The sequence below is a fragment of the Streptomyces sp. RKAG337 genome (assembly GCF_023701715.1).
GTDB lineage: Bacteria > Actinomycetota > Actinomycetes > Streptomycetales > Streptomycetaceae > Actinacidiphila.
In genome coordinates, this window is sequence record NZ_JAJOZA010000001.1 from 32,800 (window position 1) to 50,215 (window position 17,416).

The following is a 17,416-nucleotide window of genomic DNA, read 5'->3' on the forward strand; positions in this document are numbered from 1 at the left end:
TCCATGTACCCACCCATCCGGTTCCGCCGCAGGCACGGCGCGCGCCGCCGGCCGCTGCTGCCGACCCTGGCCGCCGCGCTGCTCGGCCTGCTCGCCCCCTTCGCCCTGACCTGCTCCGCCCAGGCCGCGCCGTCCTTCAAGGTGCTGGTCTTCTCCAAGACCGCCGGCTTCCGCCACGACTCCATACCGCCGGGATCGCCGCCATCCAGAAACTCGCCAGGACAACGGCTTCGGCGTCGACGCCACCGAGGACGGCGCCGCCTTCACCACCGCCAACCTCGGCCAGTACCAGGCGGTGATCTGGCTCAGCACCACCGGCAACGTCCTCGACGCCGCCCAGCAGTCCGCGTTCGAGCAGTACATCCGCTCGGGCGGCGGCTACGCCGGAGTGCACGCCGCGGCCGACACCGAGTACGACTGGCCCTGGTACGGAAGCCTGGTCGGGGCGTACTTCGACTCACATCCCGCCATCCAGCAGGCCGCCGTCACCGTGGAGGACCGCACCGACCCGGCCACCGCCCACCTGCCGGCCCGCTGGACCCGCACCGACGAGTGGTACAACTACCGCGCCAACCCCCGCGCGCAGGTGCACGTCCTGACCGCACTCGACGAGAGCAGCTACTCCGGCGGCACCATGGGCGGCGACCATCCCAACACCTGGTGCCACCCCTATGACGGCGGACGCGCCTGGTACACCGGCATGGGCCACACCCAGGAGAGCTGGGCCGATCCCGCGTTCACCACGCTGGTGCTGGGCGGCATCCGCACCGTCGCGGGAGCCGTCGCCTCCGCCTGCAACAACCCGGTCGGCTCGCCCGGCGGTACGACCGTTCAGGGTGAGGCCTGGAGCAGCCAGAGCGGAGTCCAGGCCGCCGCGCACGCGGCGGCGCACGGCGGAGCGACCGCCGGCTACATCGACAACGGCGACTGGAGCGGTTACGCCGCCCTCGACCCGCGGACCGCTTCGACGGTGAGCGTGCGGGTCGCCTCCGCGGGCGCGGGAGGCACCATCGGATTCCACTCCGGCTCTGCCGCGGGCCCGCTCCTCGGTTCCGTCGCCGTGCCGGTGACCGGCAGTTGGGAGACGTTCACGAACGTGTCGACGCCCCTTGCCGCCGGCACCGCACCAGGCCTGTACCTGACCTACTCCGGAGGGCAGGGCGCGCTGTTCGACGTCGACGACATCACTCTCTCCCCCGGCTCGACGGCCCCCACCACGACCACGCTCCAGGCCGAGAACTGGACGAGCCAGAACGGGGTCCAGGCCGCGGACCACGCGGGGGCCCACGGTGCCCGCACCGCCGGCTACATCGAGGCCGGCGACTGGATCGCCTTCGCCGGTGAGGACACCTCCCACCTCACCCGGATCTCCCTGCGGGTCGCCTCGGCGGGCTCCGGCGGCACCACCGCCGTCCACGCCGGCTCGCCCACCGGCCCGCTGCTGGGCACCGTCACCGTCCCGGTCACCGGCAGCTGGGACACCTTCGCCGATGTCGCGGCCTCCCTCACCCGAGTGCGGGCACCGGCCTGTACCTCGTCTTCAACGGCGGCGGCGGGTTCCTGTTCGACGTAGACGACCTCACGCTGACCAGGACCGGCTGACCGGGTGGCCCACCGGACTGCCCGGACCGGCTGACCGGTCCGGGCGGGCGGGAGGGAGTGCGCACGCTCCGGGAGGTCCGGGGTGTGCGCATTTCCCGTTGCGGCGGGCTGGGCGCGGCCGTTACGTTCTCCTGGCCGTCCACGACCGCGGACCGGCGCCGTCGGCAGGAGGTGTGCAGCGGATGCGTACGAGCTCTCAGCAGCCGGACCAGCGTTCTGCCGCCCTCCACCTCTCTCCGACGGAGTCACCTTGCCCATCAGCATCACCCCGCTGACCGACCCCGACACCACCCCCTCCGGCTACCGGCTCGCCTGGCTGGCCGCCGACGCCACGGGCACCCCGGTCGGATCCGCGTTCCTGCGCGTCTTCACCCGCACCGGCCAGGATCATCTCGCCGAGCTGGAAGTGCGGGTGCATCCGGCCGAGCGCCGCCACGGCACCGGCTCCCTGCTGCTGGAGGCGGCCGTGGCCGCCGCACGCGCGGCCGGCCGGCGCTGCGTCCTCGCCCAGACCGAAGCCGACTCCCCCGGTGACCTGTTCCTGCCGGCCAGGGGCTTCCGCAAGGTGCTGACCCTGACCTACACCCGGCTCCCGCTGGAGCGCGCGGACCTCGCCGCGCTCACCGGCATCACTGAACGCCCGCACCCCGGCTACCGGTTGGTCTCCTGGGCCGGAACCGTCCCCGACGACCTCGCCGGGACGTTCGCCGCGTCGCGCCGGGCCATGGACGACATGCCGATGGACGACACCCACTACGGCACGGTCGTCTGGGACGTGGAGCGGGTCCGGTCCGTGGCCGAGGCGGTCGCGAAGCGCGGGGATCTGCTGCACACGGTCGCCGCCGTCGACGTGTCCGACGGCTCCATCGCCGGATTCAGCGAACTGGTCGTCCCCGGGGACGGTACGGGCGACGGCCAGCACTACGGCACGGGCGTGCTGCCCGAGCACCGCGGGCACGGCCTCGGCCGCTGGATGAAGGCCGAGTCGATCCGGCAGGCCCGGCTGGGCCATCCCGCGCTCGCCGGTCTGCTGACCGACACCGCCGACAGCAACCGGCACATGCGGGCCATCAACGACGAACTCGGCTACATACCGACACACCGGTCGGCCGAGTACCAGCTCGACCTCCAGGGTTTTGGCGACACGGCGGAGAAAGTGATATTTACTCAGTCGATCAACGCACCGCCGGTGCTGATCCGCGCCGCCCCGCCCACCTGTTGAGGACTCCGTGTCGAACCGTCGTCAGCCCAAGCAGCGCCGCTACATAGCGCTGTCCGTCGCCAGCCTGATCCTTCTCGCGGGCGGCGGCGCCATCGCGGCCGAGGCCGTGTCCTCGCGGGGAACGACGACACACAGCAGTCCGAGAACGTTGCCGATGGGACCGGGCCGGACGGCGCCGCCGGCACCGGCGCCACCGCCGGATCCGTCAAGCCGTCCGTCCCGGGAGCGGTCAAGCCGGCGGCGGGTGCCTCCTCGCCGGGGAGCACCACGCCGCCGGCCGGGACCCCGGGCGGCGCGTCGGCCCACGCGACCCCGGCCGCCACCACCGCCGCGGGCACGCGTGCCGGTGGGCAGCCGGCGGCGGGGCAGTCGAGCACCGTGGTGCGGTTGCCTGCGGCGCGGGTCTTCACCGGTCAGGCCTTCGACACCTGCACCGCCCCGAATCTGACCACCATGAACGCCTGGCGCAAGAGCTCGCCGTACGGCGCCGCCGCCGTCTACATCGGCGGAAAGAACCGCGGCTGCGCGCAGCCGCAGCTGACCAGCTCCTGGGTCCGGTCCGTGCACACGGCCGGCTGGCAGCTGATCCCGCTGTACGTCGGGGCGCAGCCGCCCTGCCAGACCAGCAGGAACCCGGAGCGGATCACCGCCGCCAACGCCGCCTCACTGGGCACGGCGGACGGCGCGGACGCCGTCGCGAAGGCGTCGGCGCTGGGGATGCGCTCCGGCAGTGCGATCTACCTGGACATGGAGGCGTTCGACATCGGCAACGCCTCCTGCGTCCAGTCCGTGCTGACCTATGTGCAGGCCTGGGACCGGGCAGCGCACGCGAAGGGCTACTGGGCCGGTTTCTACGGGTTCAGCCAGTCCAGTGCCGCCGCGATCGCCACCGCCGCCGGCAGCCACAAGGCGGACCTCCCGGACGCCCTCTGGTACGCCCGCTACGACAGCAACGCCGACACCACCACGGGCTTCCCCTTCGCCTCCGGCCTGTGGACCGGCCACCGCCGCGGCCACCAGTACGCGGTGAACAAGAAGGAGACCTTCGGCGGAGCCACCGTCACCGTCGACCACAACGCCTGGGACGCCCCCGTCGCCGTCGTGAACTGACCCGCCGACCGCGATGGCGGTCAGCCGCCGGCCGCGGGCTCCTGTCCGTCGCGAGGGCGTCCAGCGCCTCCGGCGACCAGGACAGCCGGCCGGCCCGCAGATCGTCCACCACCGAGCGCACCCACTGAACCTCCGCGGCCGTCACGGCGCGGAGGTATTCGGTTTCCAGCAGGGAGATCCGCGGCAGCCCGCGGGCGCTCTCGGCGGCCAGGCTCGCGTCGAGGCCGGCCAGGGTGTCGGTGAGCGCGTCTGCGCGGCGCTCCAGCGCGGCCAGCATCTCCTGCGGGGTGAACAGCAGCAGCAAGGACAGCGCCGCCGGGAACTCGGGAACTCCTGCTTGGGCGCGGCGAGCATCGTGTCCAGCCATTCGCGCGTGGTCGCGCGCCCGGCGTCGGTCAGCTCGTACACGGTCCGCTCGGGGTACTGGTGGTCGCGTTCGGTCTCCCGGACCGTGATCAGCTCCGCGGCGAGCAGCCGCTCGATCGTCCGGTAGAGGCCCGCGCGCTGGCTGACGTTGACGACCTGGTCCTTGCCCCACTGCTTGATGAGCCGCTGCACGCCGTACGGGTGCAGCGGCTTGTAGTGCAGCAGGCACAGGACGGTCAGGGCCAGCGGGGAACTGCGAGGGGGAGGGCTCATGCCCTGATACTACCCACACATTTACTAGTTGACTCAAGACTAGTTGCACTGCAACTATCGATCCATCGAGAGTTCGGCCGCCCCGACCGGAAAGGATCGTGTCATGTCCTCCACCACGCCCTCCTCCACCACCCGCAGCGCCCTCGTCATCGGCGGTGGCATCGGCGGCCCGGTCGCCGCGCTGGCCCTGCACCGGGCCGGTATCGAAGCCACGGTGTACGAGGCCTACGCCGGCACCGCGGACGGTGTGGGCGGCGGGCTGGGACTCGCCCCCAACGGTCTGGCCGCCCTCGACGTCATCGGACTCGGCGACCTCGTGCGCGCGATCGGCACACCCACCACGGCCATCGTCCTGCAGAGCGGGAACGGCAAGCGGCTCGGCGAGTTCGGCAGCCCGCCCGGTGTGGAGTCGGCGCGGTTCGTCTGGCGCGCCGATCTGTACCGGGCGCTCCTCGACGAGGCGGCCCGTCGCGGGGTCCGCACCGTGCACGGCAAGCGGCTGGTCGCCGCGCGGGAGACCCCCGGCGGTGTGACCGCGCACTTCGCGGACGGGACGACGGCCGAGGCCGATGTGCTGATCGGGGCGGACGGCATCCGCTCGACGGTGCGTGCGCTCATCGACCCGGACGCGCCACGGCCCCACTACGGCGGCCTGTTCAGCTTCGGCGCCCCGGTCAAGGACACCGGGCTGCCGTCGACCGGCGGAATGATGTACATGGCGTTCGGCAAACGCGCCTTCCTGGGTTACCAGGTGCACGACGACTCCTCGGGCGTGTGGTTCGTGAACCTGCCGCATCCGGAACCGATGACCGTGGCCGAGGCCGCGGAGACCGGCGCCGAGGAGTGGCTGCGCGTCCTGGCCGCGGCGTTCACCGGCGACCGGGTCCCCGCCGCGGAGCTGCTGCGCAGGACCGACCCCGCCGATCTGCTGATCGCCGGCCCCATGGAGAACATGCCGCGGGTGCCGGCCTGGAGCCGGGGCGGATGGTGCTCATCGGCGACGCGGCGCACGCCGCCTCCTCCAGCTCGGGACAGGGCGCCTCGCTCGCCGTCGAGAGCGCCGTCCAGCTGGCCCGCTGCCTGCGCGACCTGCCGCACGAGGAGGCGTTCGCCGCCTACGAGGAGCTGCGCAGGCCCCGCGTCGAGCGGATCATCAAGGCGGCCGACCGCACCAACAGCAACAAGGCCGCGGGCCCGGTCGGGCGGGTGCTGCGGGATCTGCTGCTGCCGCTGGTGATGAAGCTGAACAAGCCGGAGAAGTCGGCCTGGCAGACCGGCTACCGCATCGACTGGGACGCCCCGGTCAGCGCCGCCCCGCACCCGGACGGCACCCCCGCATAGCACCACGACCCCTTCGTGGTCCGCGGCCCGCGCGGCCGGGGGGAAATCGGGGGCGTCGATTCCGGGTACCTTTGAGGACGGCAGCCGCGTCTGCCTGTTCCGAGCCCGGACCGCGCAGGTGGGTCGTGAGGGCGAGGACAAGGGTCATCGACTCACGCCATCGCCTCAGTCCGGTCTTCCCGGCCTTCTGCGGGACCGCGTGGAAAACCGCTGGAGGACTGTATGACGACGAACCGTGCCCGCAAGGACGTGATCCGCGACCGGATGACCGCGACGGGTGAGACGTACAACGTCGCCGCCCGCAACATCCTGGCGATGCGCCACACCTCGCAGACGGCGGAGGCGTGCCGCGTCCAGCGCTGGCAGCCCCCCGTCCGGCTGGACCTGCCGTGTCCGTGCGGCAGCACCTGCGAGCCCGGCGAGAAGTGCGGCCGCTGCCACGCCCTGCACAAGCACGTCGCGCGGAACCCCGGCAGCCTGGTCGACGTGGAGGTCTGGGAGGACCGGTACGAGTGCATGGGCTGCTCGGCCTCGTACGTCGTCACGGTGCTCCTGCCGGACAGCCCCTGGGGCGTCGTCGAGATGGTGCCGCAGGGCGGTGTCGCGGAACCGGTGGCCAAGGCCCGGCTCTACCCCGGCGTGCTGCACCCGCGGATGGCCTCCGAGGTCAACCACGACCCGTCCTGAACCCCTCCGCCTCGTCACCGGCCCTCCGGGCTCCCCGGCGGGTCCAGGTGCGCGAGGGCGGCTGACGTCAGGGCCGTGATGCCCGCGGGGACGGTGAGCCGCGGGTCCGGGCGGAACTCCGGAGCGTGGTTGGGCGGCAGCGCGGCCAGTTTGGCGGCCGCCGAGTCGCCCGGAGCCTCGGCCCACTGCTTGGGCCCGACCGAGCCGAGCATCCAGTAGGCCGTCCGTATGCCCTCGACGCCGTGCAGGGACGCCCCGGCGGGCCCGTAGAGCGGGAAGTCCTCGGTCGCCAGCGACGGCGGCCAGACGGCCACCCGCTGCGGCCCGAAGGCGCGCTGGTGCGCGCGCAGCACCGCGGCCGCCGTCCCGTGGTCGGCCCGGGTGGGATGGGACCGGGACACGGTGCTGATGACGGGCTCCGCCGGGCAGTCCGATGCCGCGCACTCGGCTCGCACCACCCGCCGCACGGCGCCGGTCGCCCGGTCGAGGGACTCCTGGGTGAAGGCGCGGACGGAGATGTCCAGGGTGGCGTGATCGGGGACGACATTGCCGCGGGTGCCGGCGTGCAGCGATCCGACGGTGATCACGACCTGGTCGGCCGGGCTGGTCTCCCTGGCGACGACGGTCTGCAGCCGCAGCACGATGGCCGCCGCGGTGACCACGGGGTCGACCGTCAGATGCGGGGCCCCCGCATGACCACCGCGCCCGTGCACGATCACCTGCAGCATCGCGCTGCCCGCCAGCACGGGCCCGGCCGCGTGCGCGACCATCCCGGCGGGCAGCGGGACGGTGTGCTGGGCGAGCACCACGTCGGGAGGAGCGAACCGGGTGTAGAGGCCGTCGTCGAGCATGGCCCGCGCGCCGGTCAGGGTCTCCTCCGCCGGCTGGCCGACGACCATGACCGTGCCGGACCAGTGCCCGGCGGTCCGGGACAGCAGCGCGGCCGCGCCGGCCGCGCAGGCGAGGTGCATGTCGTGGCCGCAGGCGTGCATGACGGGGACCGGCTGCCCGTCACCGCCGGGCGCGATGACGTCGCTGGCGTACGACAGGCCGGTGCGCTCCTTGACGGGCAGCGCGTCGAGTTCGGTGCGCAGCAGCACCACCGGGCCGGGGCCGTTGCGCAGCAGCCCCACCACGCCGTGGCCGCCGATGCCGGTGGTGACCCGGTATCCCGACGCACCGAGCCGCTCCGCCAGCCGCCCGGCCGTGCGCTCCTCGGCCCCGGACAGCTCGGGGTGCCGGTGGACGTCCAGGTAGAGCTCGACGGCGGGCCGCAGGACGTCCGGCACTCCGGCCAGCACAGGGGCCGTGTCGACGGCGGTCGGGGTCATGGGCGGCACGCTCCGGTCCGGGTAGGGGTTGCCAGGGGTGGCCTGCCCGACAGTGAGGTGACAGCGGTACGCGCGGCGATCTGCCAGCGGACCCGCGTAGAAAAGAAGCAGGCGCAGCGCACGGAACCCCGTGAGGCTCGCGAATCCCGCATGATTCGTGATTCCCCCGCGAACGTTCCCGCGCAGGCGCCGTTCCCCCGGATGGACCGCTGGGTCCGGCCGGCCCGGCCAGTGTTGACGAGGAGTCACAATGTCGAACAGCCCCCTGGAGTCGCTCGCCCTGGAAATCCTGGAGCTCGAGTCGGAGACCTTCGAGATCACCGACTACTCGGACGCCAGCGAGGTCATGCTCGGCTCGTCCACCAGCTGCAGCAGCACCAGCACGTGCAGCAGCACGACCAGCACCACCAGCTGCACCGCCTGACCGAGGCGAACACCCGCCGCGCGACCGCGAACACGTCCTGTCCGTGTCGCGGTCGCGCGGCGGGGCCGTAAGTCTCCGCGGCGTTACGACCGACGGTACGACCGGCCGTACCGCCACCCGTTTCCGGCTCACGGGAACGGGTGCGGCACCCGGCGCAGTTCGCCGTCCGCCAGATCCGTGTCCCGCAGTCCGGCGCGGCGGAACGCCGACCGCAGCCGGGGCATGTTCAGGGCACGCTGCCGCGTCCAGCCGAAGTCGATGGGCAGCAGCCCCGGCACCAGCGTGCAGACCGTCCGCAGTCCCAGCTGCTCCTGTTCCGGGGTCGTCTGGTCGACCACGATCACATCGAAGCCCGCTCCGACGAGTGCGTCACGGCACAGCACCACGTCGTCGAGCAGATCGCCCGAACCCGAACGCGTCCGCTCCCACCCGCTGTACAGCTCCGCCAGCGGGCGGACGGCCGTGGGCCGGAGATAGCTGTCGGCGTGGGCGGCCATCCGCTGCAGTCCGAACAGCGCGGCGTGGTCCGGCAGCCGCCGTACGAGGTCGAAGTCCTCGGCCATCGCGTCCAGTTCGGCCGGCCGGGCCCGTACCTGGCCCGGCAGGTGCGGGATGTACGTGAGGATCTCGGACAGCGCCGACTCCACGGCCGTCTCCGGGTCGAAGGCGGCGCCGGCCGCGAAGGCGAGCGTGCCGGGACCGCCGTCCCTGCGCACCGCGAGCCCCGTCGCCACCGGGACCGGCAGGTCCACCCGGTTGTCGAAGACATGGACGTCATAGCCCTGCAGTGCCGCCCGGTCGACCATCGCCCGGGTCACGCCGCGGGTGCAGGAGTCCAGGTCGATCTCGGTCAGTGCGGCGTTCCCGTACCAGCCGAGCAGGAACGCATCGCGTTCGATGAGCTCCAGCAGCCCGAACAGGATCGCTTCCTCCAGACAGCTGCCGATGGCACAGCCGTTGGAGCACTCGAAGACGAAGTTGTCGGCGGCGAGGCCCGCGCTGTAGTGGGACAGCCGGGCCGGGACCAGGACCGGCCGCTCGTCGCGCAGGGAGTAGCCGGTGACCCACGGGATGGGCCGCTCCGGCGCGAACGGGCTCAGCATCGGGTCGTCGCGGTAGGTCCGCGGGTCGTAGAGTCCGCAGTCGCGCGGGTCCAGGGCGCGGTCGCCCAGGACGTCGTACGACTCGGTGAGCAGCGGTCCGAGCCGGCGGCGATGGGTGCCCGCATAGCGTTCGAGCCCCTCGAGGAACGCGAGATCGCGGCTGGACTCGAAGGAGTTCGACTGGCCGCTCCACGTCACGTCGGTCAGGCCCGCGTAGCCGCGCATGAAGACGCTGCCGGCGACGGGCGCGGTCGTGGGCGAGGTGATGTCGGTCCAGGTCGCTGCGCCGAGCACACCGCAGACGGGATTGGCCAGCGCGGCGGCCGGCAGCTCGTAGGACCGCGGTGACCGCAGCCGGTACGCGTCGGGGGCCGGCTTCGGGCGGGAGGTCAGCGGCGTGAACGGCACCTCGCCTGCGGCACTCGCGTCCGGGCCCGGCGCGGCGCAGTGCGGGCACAGCGGCTCGGCCAGCAGGGGCACCGTGGCGACCTGGAGGGTGGCCAGGTCCAGCCGGGTGACCTGCGGGAGCCGGTGCTCCCCGGCGCGCTCGACAGCGTCCCGCGCGACCGTGTGGGCGTGCACGGACCGGACGGCGTCGGCGACGTACCCGGGGAGCGCGGGCCACTCCCCCGCCGCCCGGGTCGCCGTCCCGGTCTCCCAGGCGTCGCGTTCCGAGCGGGTGCGCAGCCGCTGCCAGCGCATGGCCAGGCACTGGCCGCAGGCGCGCCCGGCGGGGTCCGAACCGCCCCAGGGGCCGATCAGCACGGCGTCCCAGGTGAGGTGGACGGTGGCCGACGGGCGCCGGTCCGCGTGCGGATCGCGGCCGGGACGCAGCACGTCAGCGGCGCCGAGCGGCACCACGACCGGCGGCGCGGCGCCGTCGGACCCTTCGGCCAGGGCCTGTTGGAGGTTCCGGCAGGCGGCGGCCATGAGGGCGGCGCCGGTGAGTACCGGTGGCGTGGGAGCAAGGTCGGTGGTCATCCCCGGTTGCTCCAGCGGAAGGTCTTCGCGGCGATCAGCGCGAACACCGCGGTGAAGCCGATCAGACCCGCGCAGGCCACGGCGAGGTCCGTCGAACTGCCGCGGTTGGACAGCACGCCGATGATGCCGTCGTTGAAGTACCGCAGCGGCAGGGCCCGCGAGAAGGTGCGCAGGAAGCCGGGCATCAGATCGCTGGGGTAGAACGAGCCGGAGAGGAACGCCATCGGCACCATGATGCAGTTGGCGATCGCCGCCACCGCCTCCGGAGTGTCCGCGATGCTGCCGACGACCAGCCCCAGCGCCATGAACGTGGTGATGCCGAGCACCAGCACCGGCACGGCCAGCGGCCAGGTGTTCGCCAGGTGCAGTCCGAACAGCGGCAGCAGGGCGATCCCGACGAACAACGCGGCCTGCACCAGGCCGACTCCGACCGCCACTGCGTAGCGGGAGCCGAGCACGGACGGCAGGGACGTGGGGGTGCGCCAGATCAGCCGGAGGATGTCGTCACGGCGCCAGTGCATGAGGGTGAAGGCCACCCCGAACATCGCGGCGTTGCCGACTCCCCAGGACAGCACTCCGGGCGCGATGTAGTTGATGTACGGCGGGCCGCCGTCCTCCACCGTCTGCCCCTTGAAGATCAGCCCGAACACGACGAGGAAGAGCAGCGGGAAGGCGAAGGTGAAGAAGACGGTCGTGCGATCCCGGACGTAGGCACGGTAGTTGGCCCTGGTCAGTGCGGTGTACGCGCTCACAGTCGGTGCTCCGATCCGGTCAGTTCGAGGTAGGCGTCCTCCAGGGTCGCCGTGCGGGTCTGCACGGCGTCGAGCCCGGCGATCTCCCCCACCGCGATGAGGACCCGGCCTGCGGACCGGGTCTCGATGACGACCTCGCCGCCGTCGAGCACGGCCGCGTCCGCGCCGTCGATGGCCCGGGCCCGTTCGACGGTGATCCGGTCGGCGGGGACGAGCACCCGGGTCGGTGCCTTCAGGTCGCGGATTAGGTTGGCCGGGCTGTCCAGCGCGATGATCCGGCCCTCCGCCATGATCGCCACCCGGTCGCAGAGTGCTTCCGCCTCGTCCAGGTGGTGGGTGGTGTGGACGATCGTGCGCCCTTCGCTCTTCAGGGTCCGCAGCACCCCCCACAGGGCCCGGCGGGCCTCCGGGTCCAGGGCGGCGGTGGGTTCGTCGAGCAGGATCAGCTCGGGGTCGTGGATCAGCGCGGTCGCGATGGCCAGCCGCTGCCGCTGGCCCCCCGACAGGTCGTCGACCCGTACATCGGGTCGGTCCGTCAGCCCGACCAGCCGCAGCGCCCGGTCGGCGGCGTCCGGCAGCAGGCCGTAGAGCATGCCGACGGTCCGCAGGTGTTCCATGGCGGTCAGCCGGGTGAAGAAGGCCGACGCCTGGGTCTGCACTCCCATCCGCTGGAGCAGTGCGGTGTTGCGGGGCCAGGGCGCGGAACCGAGGACGGTGACCGAGCCCGAGTCTGCCTGGCGCAGCCCTTCGACCATCTCGATGAGGGTGGTCTTGCCGGCGCCGTTGGGTCCGAGGATCCCGAAGAACTCCCCTCTCCGCACCGTGAGGGAGACACCGTCGACAGCATGGACCGGGCCGTAGCGCTTGTGTACGTCCTCGATCGCCACGGCCGCGCCGGGGGCGGCTTCCACTGAGGTCATCTCACGTTCCCTTGCCTGGGGATGTGCCGGGGTTTGCGTCGGGGATGGGGCGGGCGGGGCCGCCGGGGGACGTTCGTCTGCCGGGACGTCGGCGGAAGCTTTATCAGGATCGGACTTCTCAGGCCCGCCCTTGTCGCGCTCGGCCCTGCCGCGCGCTGCCAGGCCCAGCCGCCACAGCACGACCGCCGCGGCCAGCAGCAGGACCGGGGCCAGTGCGACGAACATTCCGAAGTGGTCGGCCAGGAACCAGGTGCAGCCGCCGAGGAGGGCGATCGCCGCCCCGACCGTCAGGGCGCCGGCCGCGAGTCCGTAGCCGGCGTAGACGACGCGCGCCCGTACCGGGTAGGCGCGGGCGCCCTCGCCCGGCCGGAACAGCGCGGCCGCCGACTCGCGCAGGAAGGTGCGGCTGTCGGTGGCGAGCCGGCTCGCGCCCAGCCCGTAGCCGAGCAGTTTGTACCCGTCCAGCGGCGGCAGCGGCAGCAGGTTGGCGGCCGCGATGGCGCAGCCGAGCACCATCATCCCGCCGAGCGCGTAGTGCGCCGGATCCTCCTTCGGCAGCAGCGTCCACACCGGCCAGAAGGGCAGCAGGAACACCACGTTCATGGCGGGTCCCGCGGCCGCGGTCGCCATCTGGTGCCGGCGCCTGGCGAAGAACGGCACGTCCTGGACCAGGCAGTACAGGTACGTCGCCGGCAGCCGCCAGCGCAGCCCGATCTCGGAGACGGTGCCGCCGAAGGCCCGGCCGACCAGGCCGTGCGCCAGCTCGTGCAGCGCCAGGCTCACCCACAGGGCCACGCCCACCGCCAGCAGCAGCACCGGACGGCGGTGGAGCTCCGTCAGATCGTGCCGCAGCGTGCCGGACTCGGTGCCGAGCTGGACCAGCATCACGGTGCTCAGGGCCAGCAGCGACCCCAGGAACAGCCGGGTCCGCGCGAAGCCGGTGCGCCGGTGCAGCCCCTCGATCAGCGCTCCCGCGTCGGCGACCAGCCGGGTACGCCCGCTGAACAGCGTCGACCTGGCCGGCGCGGGGTCGTCGGCGGTCCGCGGCGCGGCCGGTTCCGGCGGCCGCTGGTCGCCGGCGAGCAGCCGCCGGGCGTGCAGCAGTCCGAGGAGCTGCTGCCAGTGCGCGTCGCCGAGCCGGGCGCCGAACCGCCGGGCGTACTCCTCGCCGATCTCGTCGAGCGTCCGCACCCCGTCGAGCCGGGTCAGCACGAAGTGCTCCTTGGCGCGCAGCTCGAACCGCCGTCCGCTGACCGGGTCCTTGACCGGGTGGATCTCGGTGCGCCCGCGCAGCGCGGGCGGGCCGACCAGCAGGTCGGGGCGGCTCCGCGGGCGCAGGTCCCGCAGTACGGTCGCGGTCACCGCTCACCCTCCGGCGGCGCGCCCGACTCGCGCAGCGCGCGGGCCAGGACGTAACTGAGGAACGCCTCGTCCCGGATGGTCACCGACATCCGGTTGTTGGTCATATGCATGTACGGGGACATCAGGATCGGCAGCGCGCGCACCGGGTCGGTCACCCGGAAGTCGTCGCCGCCGCTCCAGGACTGGAACTCCAGCTCCCCGCGCACCGCCAGCTCCCGCACCCGGCCGGCGAGTTCGCGGCAGTGGGCCGCCCAGCCGCGAAGGAACCCGGGCAGTTCGTCGTCCGTTCCCCGGGCGATCGCGGACCGGATCTCGCCGAAGCGCCGGCCGAGTTCGGGGCCCATCTCCGTGTAGGCGCGGTCGTAGCCCTTCCTGGCGGTGAAGTTGGTGTCCGAGAAGGCTCCGTCCCAGAACGCGTGATAGTGCTCGAGGAACCGGGCGATCTCCTCGTCCTCGCCGAGGAAGACCGCGGACATCACCATCATCAGCTGGGCCGAGACACCCAGGAGCACGGTCCTCAGGTGCAGGTTCATCGACCGCAGCGACTCCACGACCAGATCGCTGGAGTGCTCGAAGTGCCACTCGGCGAGTTCGACCCCGGCCTGGCCGCCGTACTTGCCGTACTCGGGCTCGTACTCCTCGAAGCTCGCGGAGTTGTTGTCGCGCAGCAGCATCCGGCCGTCGGGGCCCATCAGCCGCTCGCGCTGGTCCTCGGTGTACTCGAGCTCGAACAGCGTGTTGTACAGGTCGGCCAGGAAGCCGGCCTTCACCTCGTACAGGGCCGGACGCCTGCGCAGGAACGCCCCGACCGCCTCGTAGGCGCGCTCGCGCACCTGCTGGGTGGCGGCGGCGCTCGACGGCTTCAGCCGCAGTCGCACATGCGGGCCCTGCAGCCAGTAGTTGATGAAGAAGTGGCCGGACAGCAGCCCCTGCTCGGTCAGTTCCTCCACCAGCGGCTTGACGCATTCCAGCAGCAGCGGGCGGGGGCTCGCCGCGTAGAAGATGTGCAGTGCCTGCCACTCACCGGGCGCGGTCTCCTGTGGTGTGGTGCGGGCGGTCTCCAGCGCGGGTGAGGTCATGTCCGCTCACCGTGTCCTTCCCGATCGGTGGTGGGGTGGGGCGAACGGCCGGGGAAGATCTCCACGGCGAGCTCCGCGACGTGCCGGCCGCGTCCTGATCTGACGTGCAGCTGGTCCTCGGCGGGCAGCATCTCCTCCAGCAGCACCCGGGACGTCCGGTCGCCCAGCAGGCCTTCGAAGGCGACCAGCGACAGGGGGCTCTCGAAGTCGACGTAGTGCGGTTTGGAGCCACCGCTCCAGCCGGCCGGCTGCCCCGTCCCGTCGCCCGCCAGCACGGTGGCGAAGACCTGGCCCGGTATGCGGTGGGTGTGCCGCCAGCGCTGCCAGCCGAGGAACCAGTCGGCGTCGCCCTGTCCGGTCGGGCGCTGCGGCAGGGTGGCCGACGGGGCGGTCCAGCCCCGGCGGCTGAGCACCACGGAACCGTGCCGCACCCGCGGCCGGAGCGTCACCCCCTCGTGCGCCGCCGCGGCCGGTACGCCCGTCCAGACGTCCAGGCCGGTCTTGGAGGTGGGCGAGAGCAGCAGCAGGGTGCGGGGGATCTCCGGCAGCACCATCGGCACCAGATAGCCCAGATAGAGCGGGATGATCTCCTTGCCGAGCCGCCGGGAGCGCACCACCAGCCGGTCGGCGGCGGCATCGTGCTCCACGTACAGGTCGTCGAGGTCGATGCGGCTGTCGGGCGGGGCGGAGCTGGTCTCCCCGGGGCACAGGATCTGGTGGTCGGTCAGCCGGCCGTGCAGATTGAGGTTGGTGGTGGCCGAGCCGGCGGTGATCTCGGCGAACAGCGCCCCGTCCGGCCGGACTCCGCGCAGCGTGCCGAGCAAGCGCTTGGAGAGTCCCGGGTCGTCGGCGGGGGTGTCGAAGCAGTGCGTGAAGCGCGTGAACGGGAAACACAGCCCGCCGAAGGACCCGTTGAGGACGACCAGCGGGTCCTCGTCCCTGCGGACCAGTTGCAGGAAGTGGCTCTGCGGGTCGAAGTGCCGGGAGAGTGGACCGAGTTCGGCGGCCACCGCGTCGACGAAGGCGTCGTCGAGGCGGAGTTCCTCCGCGTCCGGTGCGCGCTCCTCCCACAGCACCCGCATCCGGCGGACGAACTCCGCCCGTGCCGCGTCCAGGGCGGTGATCTGCGGCAGTCCCAGCCAGTTCTCCTCGGGCGGGTGGCCGTCCTTCGGGTCGTGTCCGCTCTGCTGGGAACTGAAGCTCAGGTACTGGTCGAAGATGTCCTCGTGGAAGTCGTGCACGAGCTTCAGCAGGTCGTCGCAGCGCGCTCCGCGGCCGTGGCGGGCCAGGAAGAAGCCCTTGAACGTCAGCCGCTGGGCGAGCGAGACGTCGAAGGCGGGCAGGATCCGGGCCAGTGAGCGCAGCGGATCGGCGGCCAGCTCGGTCCAGGTCCGCAGATCACCGCCGGTGACCTGCTCCGCCGCGCGGGAGTCCTCGTAGAGCAGGGTCTGCGGCAGTGTCCGGTGCGGGTTCTGCTCCCCGGCCGGGCCGTCCGGGGCCAGGGATTCCAGCACCCCCAGCAGTTCGCGGCGCAGCTCGGCGAGCAGCGCGCGACGGCCGGCCAGCGGCGCCGCCGCGTACCGTGCCACGCAGGACGCGGTCCCGTCCAGCCGCCCGGCGGCGGTGTCCGCCCAGGGACGGCCGACCGCCCGCAGCGCGGACTGGAAGGCCCGCAGCGGATCCTGGCTGTGCACTTCCGGGTACAGGCCGGACAGTTGCACCATGCCGAGTTGCAGCAGCGCGGACAGATAGCGGCCGGCCTCCTCGGCGGTGGCTCCGCGTTCCGTCGTCAGCCAGTGCGCCAGTTCCCGGTACCGGATGCCGGGCCGGTCCCGGAAGAGGATGAGCATGGCCTCCAGGGCGCCGCTGCGGCGCAGGAAGAACAGCCGGTCGCGGGCCGCGTCGAAGCTGATCGCGGCGTCGTCGTCGCCTGCGGTCACCGAGCGGCGGACGAAGCGGACCCGCTCCTCGTCCAGTTCCCAGCCGGAGGCGAGCGATACGTGCAGGTCCCCGCGGTGCTCCTCGTCGGCGGCGACGGCTTCGGCGAGCCGCCACAGGACCACGACGTTCAGCCGTGGATGGCTCGACCACCGCTCGGCGATGTCCGTCATGCCGTCGGAACGGACACCAGGTGCTCCGTCCGGCGCGGCCCCGTCCTGGAACTCCCCCAGCGCGACGCCGGTGAAGGTGCTGAACGGGCTCGTCTTGCACGCGGTGCGGTAGAGGTAGGCCAGCAGGGACCGTTCGATCTTGCGGCCGCGCTTGCCCGCGGTGGACGACGCGCCGCGGATGTAGGCGTCCAGCTGCCCGTCCAGCGTGGGAGAGGCCAGCAGCAGACCCAGCCGCAGCTGGTCCTCCGCGGCGAGTTTCCGCAACGCGGCGCGCCCGCGCTCCAGTTCCGCGGTCAGCACCTCGGGGCCACGGGCGCGCAGCGACTCCAGCTGCTCCCGGTCCCGCAGCCAGCCGGCGAGTTCCCGCGCGGTCGGGTCATCGAACCCGGCGGCCAGGGTGAGGGCCGCCGGCACGTCCTTCGGCAGCCGGTTGTTGAACACCTGGCGGCGCAGCTCGAGCACCTGGCGGCGCGAGCGGTCGTCGGTGTTGTCGGTGACGAACGCGGCGAGCGGTCCGCTCAGCAGCGCGCCCAGCTCCCGCAGCCGGTTCTCCTCGGCCAGCACCTCGTCGGCCCACCGCCGGGCGGCGGGGCTGCGCAGGCTCTGCACCGATTCGACGGGCAGACCGGCGAGCCGGAACATGAAGTGACGGGAGAGACGGCCCGGTTCGGGGGCTGCGGCGGGTCCCGCGGTACGTTCCAGCGAGGTGCTCATCGGGTCCCCTGTCGGCTGCGGACGTCCGGGTCCGGGGA

12 protein-coding genes and 4 pseudogenes are annotated in these 17,416 nt (G+C 72.7%); 9 read left to right on the forward strand and 7 right to left on the reverse strand.

The features are described from left to right. Nucleotides 1-3: 3 nt before the first annotated feature. From LNW73_RS36800 to LNW73_RS00215, 4 genes and pseudogenes are all read left to right on the forward strand, one after another. Nucleotides 4-1,195 (forward strand): annotated as a pseudogene (locus LNW73_RS36800) (ThuA domain-containing protein); the annotation flags it as partial. 45 nt (nt 1,196-1,240) lie between these two features. After that, nucleotides 1,241-1,573, forward strand: a pseudogene (locus LNW73_RS36805) (carbohydrate-binding protein); the annotation flags it as partial. A 279-nt stretch (nt 1,574-1,852) separates the two neighbouring features. Beyond that, nucleotides 1,853-2,824 carry a GNAT family N-acetyltransferase gene (locus LNW73_RS00210; RefSeq protein WP_250988361.1) on the forward strand — a complete coding sequence of 324 codons (972 nt, stop codon included), beginning with the start codon at nt 1,853-1,855 and terminating at the stop codon, nt 2,822-2,824. Nucleotides 2,825-3,202: 378 nt separating this feature from the next. Then, on the forward strand, nt 3,203-3,934 hold the full coding sequence (locus LNW73_RS00215) for a glycoside hydrolase domain-containing protein (RefSeq protein ID WP_250988362.1): 732 nt from the start codon (nt 3,203-3,205) through the stop codon (nt 3,932-3,934). Nucleotides 3,935-4,075: 141 nt separating this feature from the next. Here the strand turns inward: LNW73_RS00215 and LNW73_RS00220 are convergent, their stop codons facing one another. Continuing rightward, nucleotides 4,076-4,573 (reverse strand): PadR family transcriptional regulator, encoded by a 498-nt coding sequence (locus LNW73_RS00220; RefSeq protein WP_250988363.1) that lies wholly within the window; start codon nt 4,571-4,573, stop codon nt 4,076-4,078. Nucleotides 4,574-4,676: 103 nt separating this feature from the next. On the opposite strand from LNW73_RS00220, the pseudogene LNW73_RS00225 reads away from it, so the two are divergent. The 4 genes and pseudogenes from LNW73_RS00225 to LNW73_RS00235 all read left to right on the forward strand — a co-directional run. Then, a pseudogene (locus tag LNW73_RS00225) lies at nt 4,677-5,135 on the forward strand (FAD-dependent oxidoreductase); the annotation flags it as partial. Nucleotides 5,136-5,557: 422 nt separating this feature from the next. Then, nucleotides 5,558-5,674, forward strand: a pseudogene (locus LNW73_RS00230) (FAD-dependent monooxygenase); the annotation flags it as partial. A 105-nt stretch (nt 5,675-5,779) separates the two neighbouring features. Continuing rightward, nucleotides 5,780-5,914 carry a hypothetical protein gene (locus LNW73_RS35785; protein WP_285393825.1) on the forward strand — a complete coding sequence of 45 codons (135 nt, stop codon included), beginning with the start codon at nt 5,780-5,782 and terminating at the stop codon, nt 5,912-5,914. Nucleotides 5,915-6,136: 222 nt separating this feature from the next. Beyond that, nucleotides 6,137-6,601, forward strand: coding sequence for a hypothetical protein (locus LNW73_RS00235; RefSeq protein WP_250988364.1), 465 nt, complete (start codon nt 6,137-6,139; stop codon nt 6,599-6,601). Between the two features lie 14 nt (nt 6,602-6,615). Here LNW73_RS00235 and LNW73_RS00240 read toward each other — a convergent pair whose 3' ends face one another. Further along, complete coding sequence (locus LNW73_RS00240; protein ID WP_250988365.1) at nt 6,616-7,932, reverse strand: amidohydrolase; 1,317 nt, start codon at nt 7,930-7,932, stop codon at nt 6,616-6,618. A gap of 250 nt (nt 7,933-8,182) precedes the next feature. Here LNW73_RS00240 and LNW73_RS00245 point away from each other — a divergent pair, with 250 nt between their 5' ends. Next, complete coding sequence (locus tag LNW73_RS00245) at nt 8,183-8,356, forward strand: thiazolylpeptide-type bacteriocin (RefSeq protein WP_250979328.1); 174 nt, start codon at nt 8,183-8,185, stop codon at nt 8,354-8,356. A gap of 128 nt (nt 8,357-8,484) precedes the next feature. Here LNW73_RS00245 and LNW73_RS00250 read toward each other — a convergent pair whose 3' ends face one another. From LNW73_RS00250 to LNW73_RS00270, 5 genes are all read right to left on the reverse strand, one after another. Next, a complete protein-coding gene (locus LNW73_RS00250; protein WP_374118019.1) occupies nt 8,485-10,440 on the reverse strand; it encodes a TOMM precursor leader peptide-binding protein in 1,956 nt (651 codons plus the stop codon). Next, nucleotides 10,437-11,192 carry an ABC transporter permease gene (locus tag LNW73_RS00255; protein ID WP_250979327.1) on the reverse strand — a complete coding sequence of 252 codons (756 nt, stop codon included), beginning with the start codon at nt 11,190-11,192 and terminating at the stop codon, nt 10,437-10,439. Before LNW73_RS00255 ends, LNW73_RS00250 begins: the two co-directional genes overlap by 4 nt. Next, a complete protein-coding gene (locus LNW73_RS00260) occupies nt 11,189-12,112 on the reverse strand; it encodes an ABC transporter ATP-binding protein (protein WP_250992756.1) in 924 nt (307 codons plus the stop codon). The genes LNW73_RS00255 and LNW73_RS00260 overlap by 4 nt, the downstream gene beginning before the upstream one ends. Before the next feature lie 1,358 nt (nt 12,113-13,470). Beyond that, complete coding sequence (locus tag LNW73_RS00265; RefSeq protein ID WP_250988366.1) at nt 13,471-14,553, reverse strand: lantibiotic dehydratase C-terminal domain-containing protein; 1,083 nt, start codon at nt 14,551-14,553, stop codon at nt 13,471-13,473. After that, the gene (locus LNW73_RS00270; protein WP_250988367.1) at nt 14,550-17,378 is read right to left on the reverse strand and encodes a lantibiotic dehydratase; all 2,829 of its coding nucleotides are present in this window, start codon (nt 17,376-17,378) and stop codon (nt 14,550-14,552) included. Before LNW73_RS00270 ends, LNW73_RS00265 begins: the two co-directional genes overlap by 4 nt. Nucleotides 17,379-17,416: the final 38 nt, after the last annotated feature.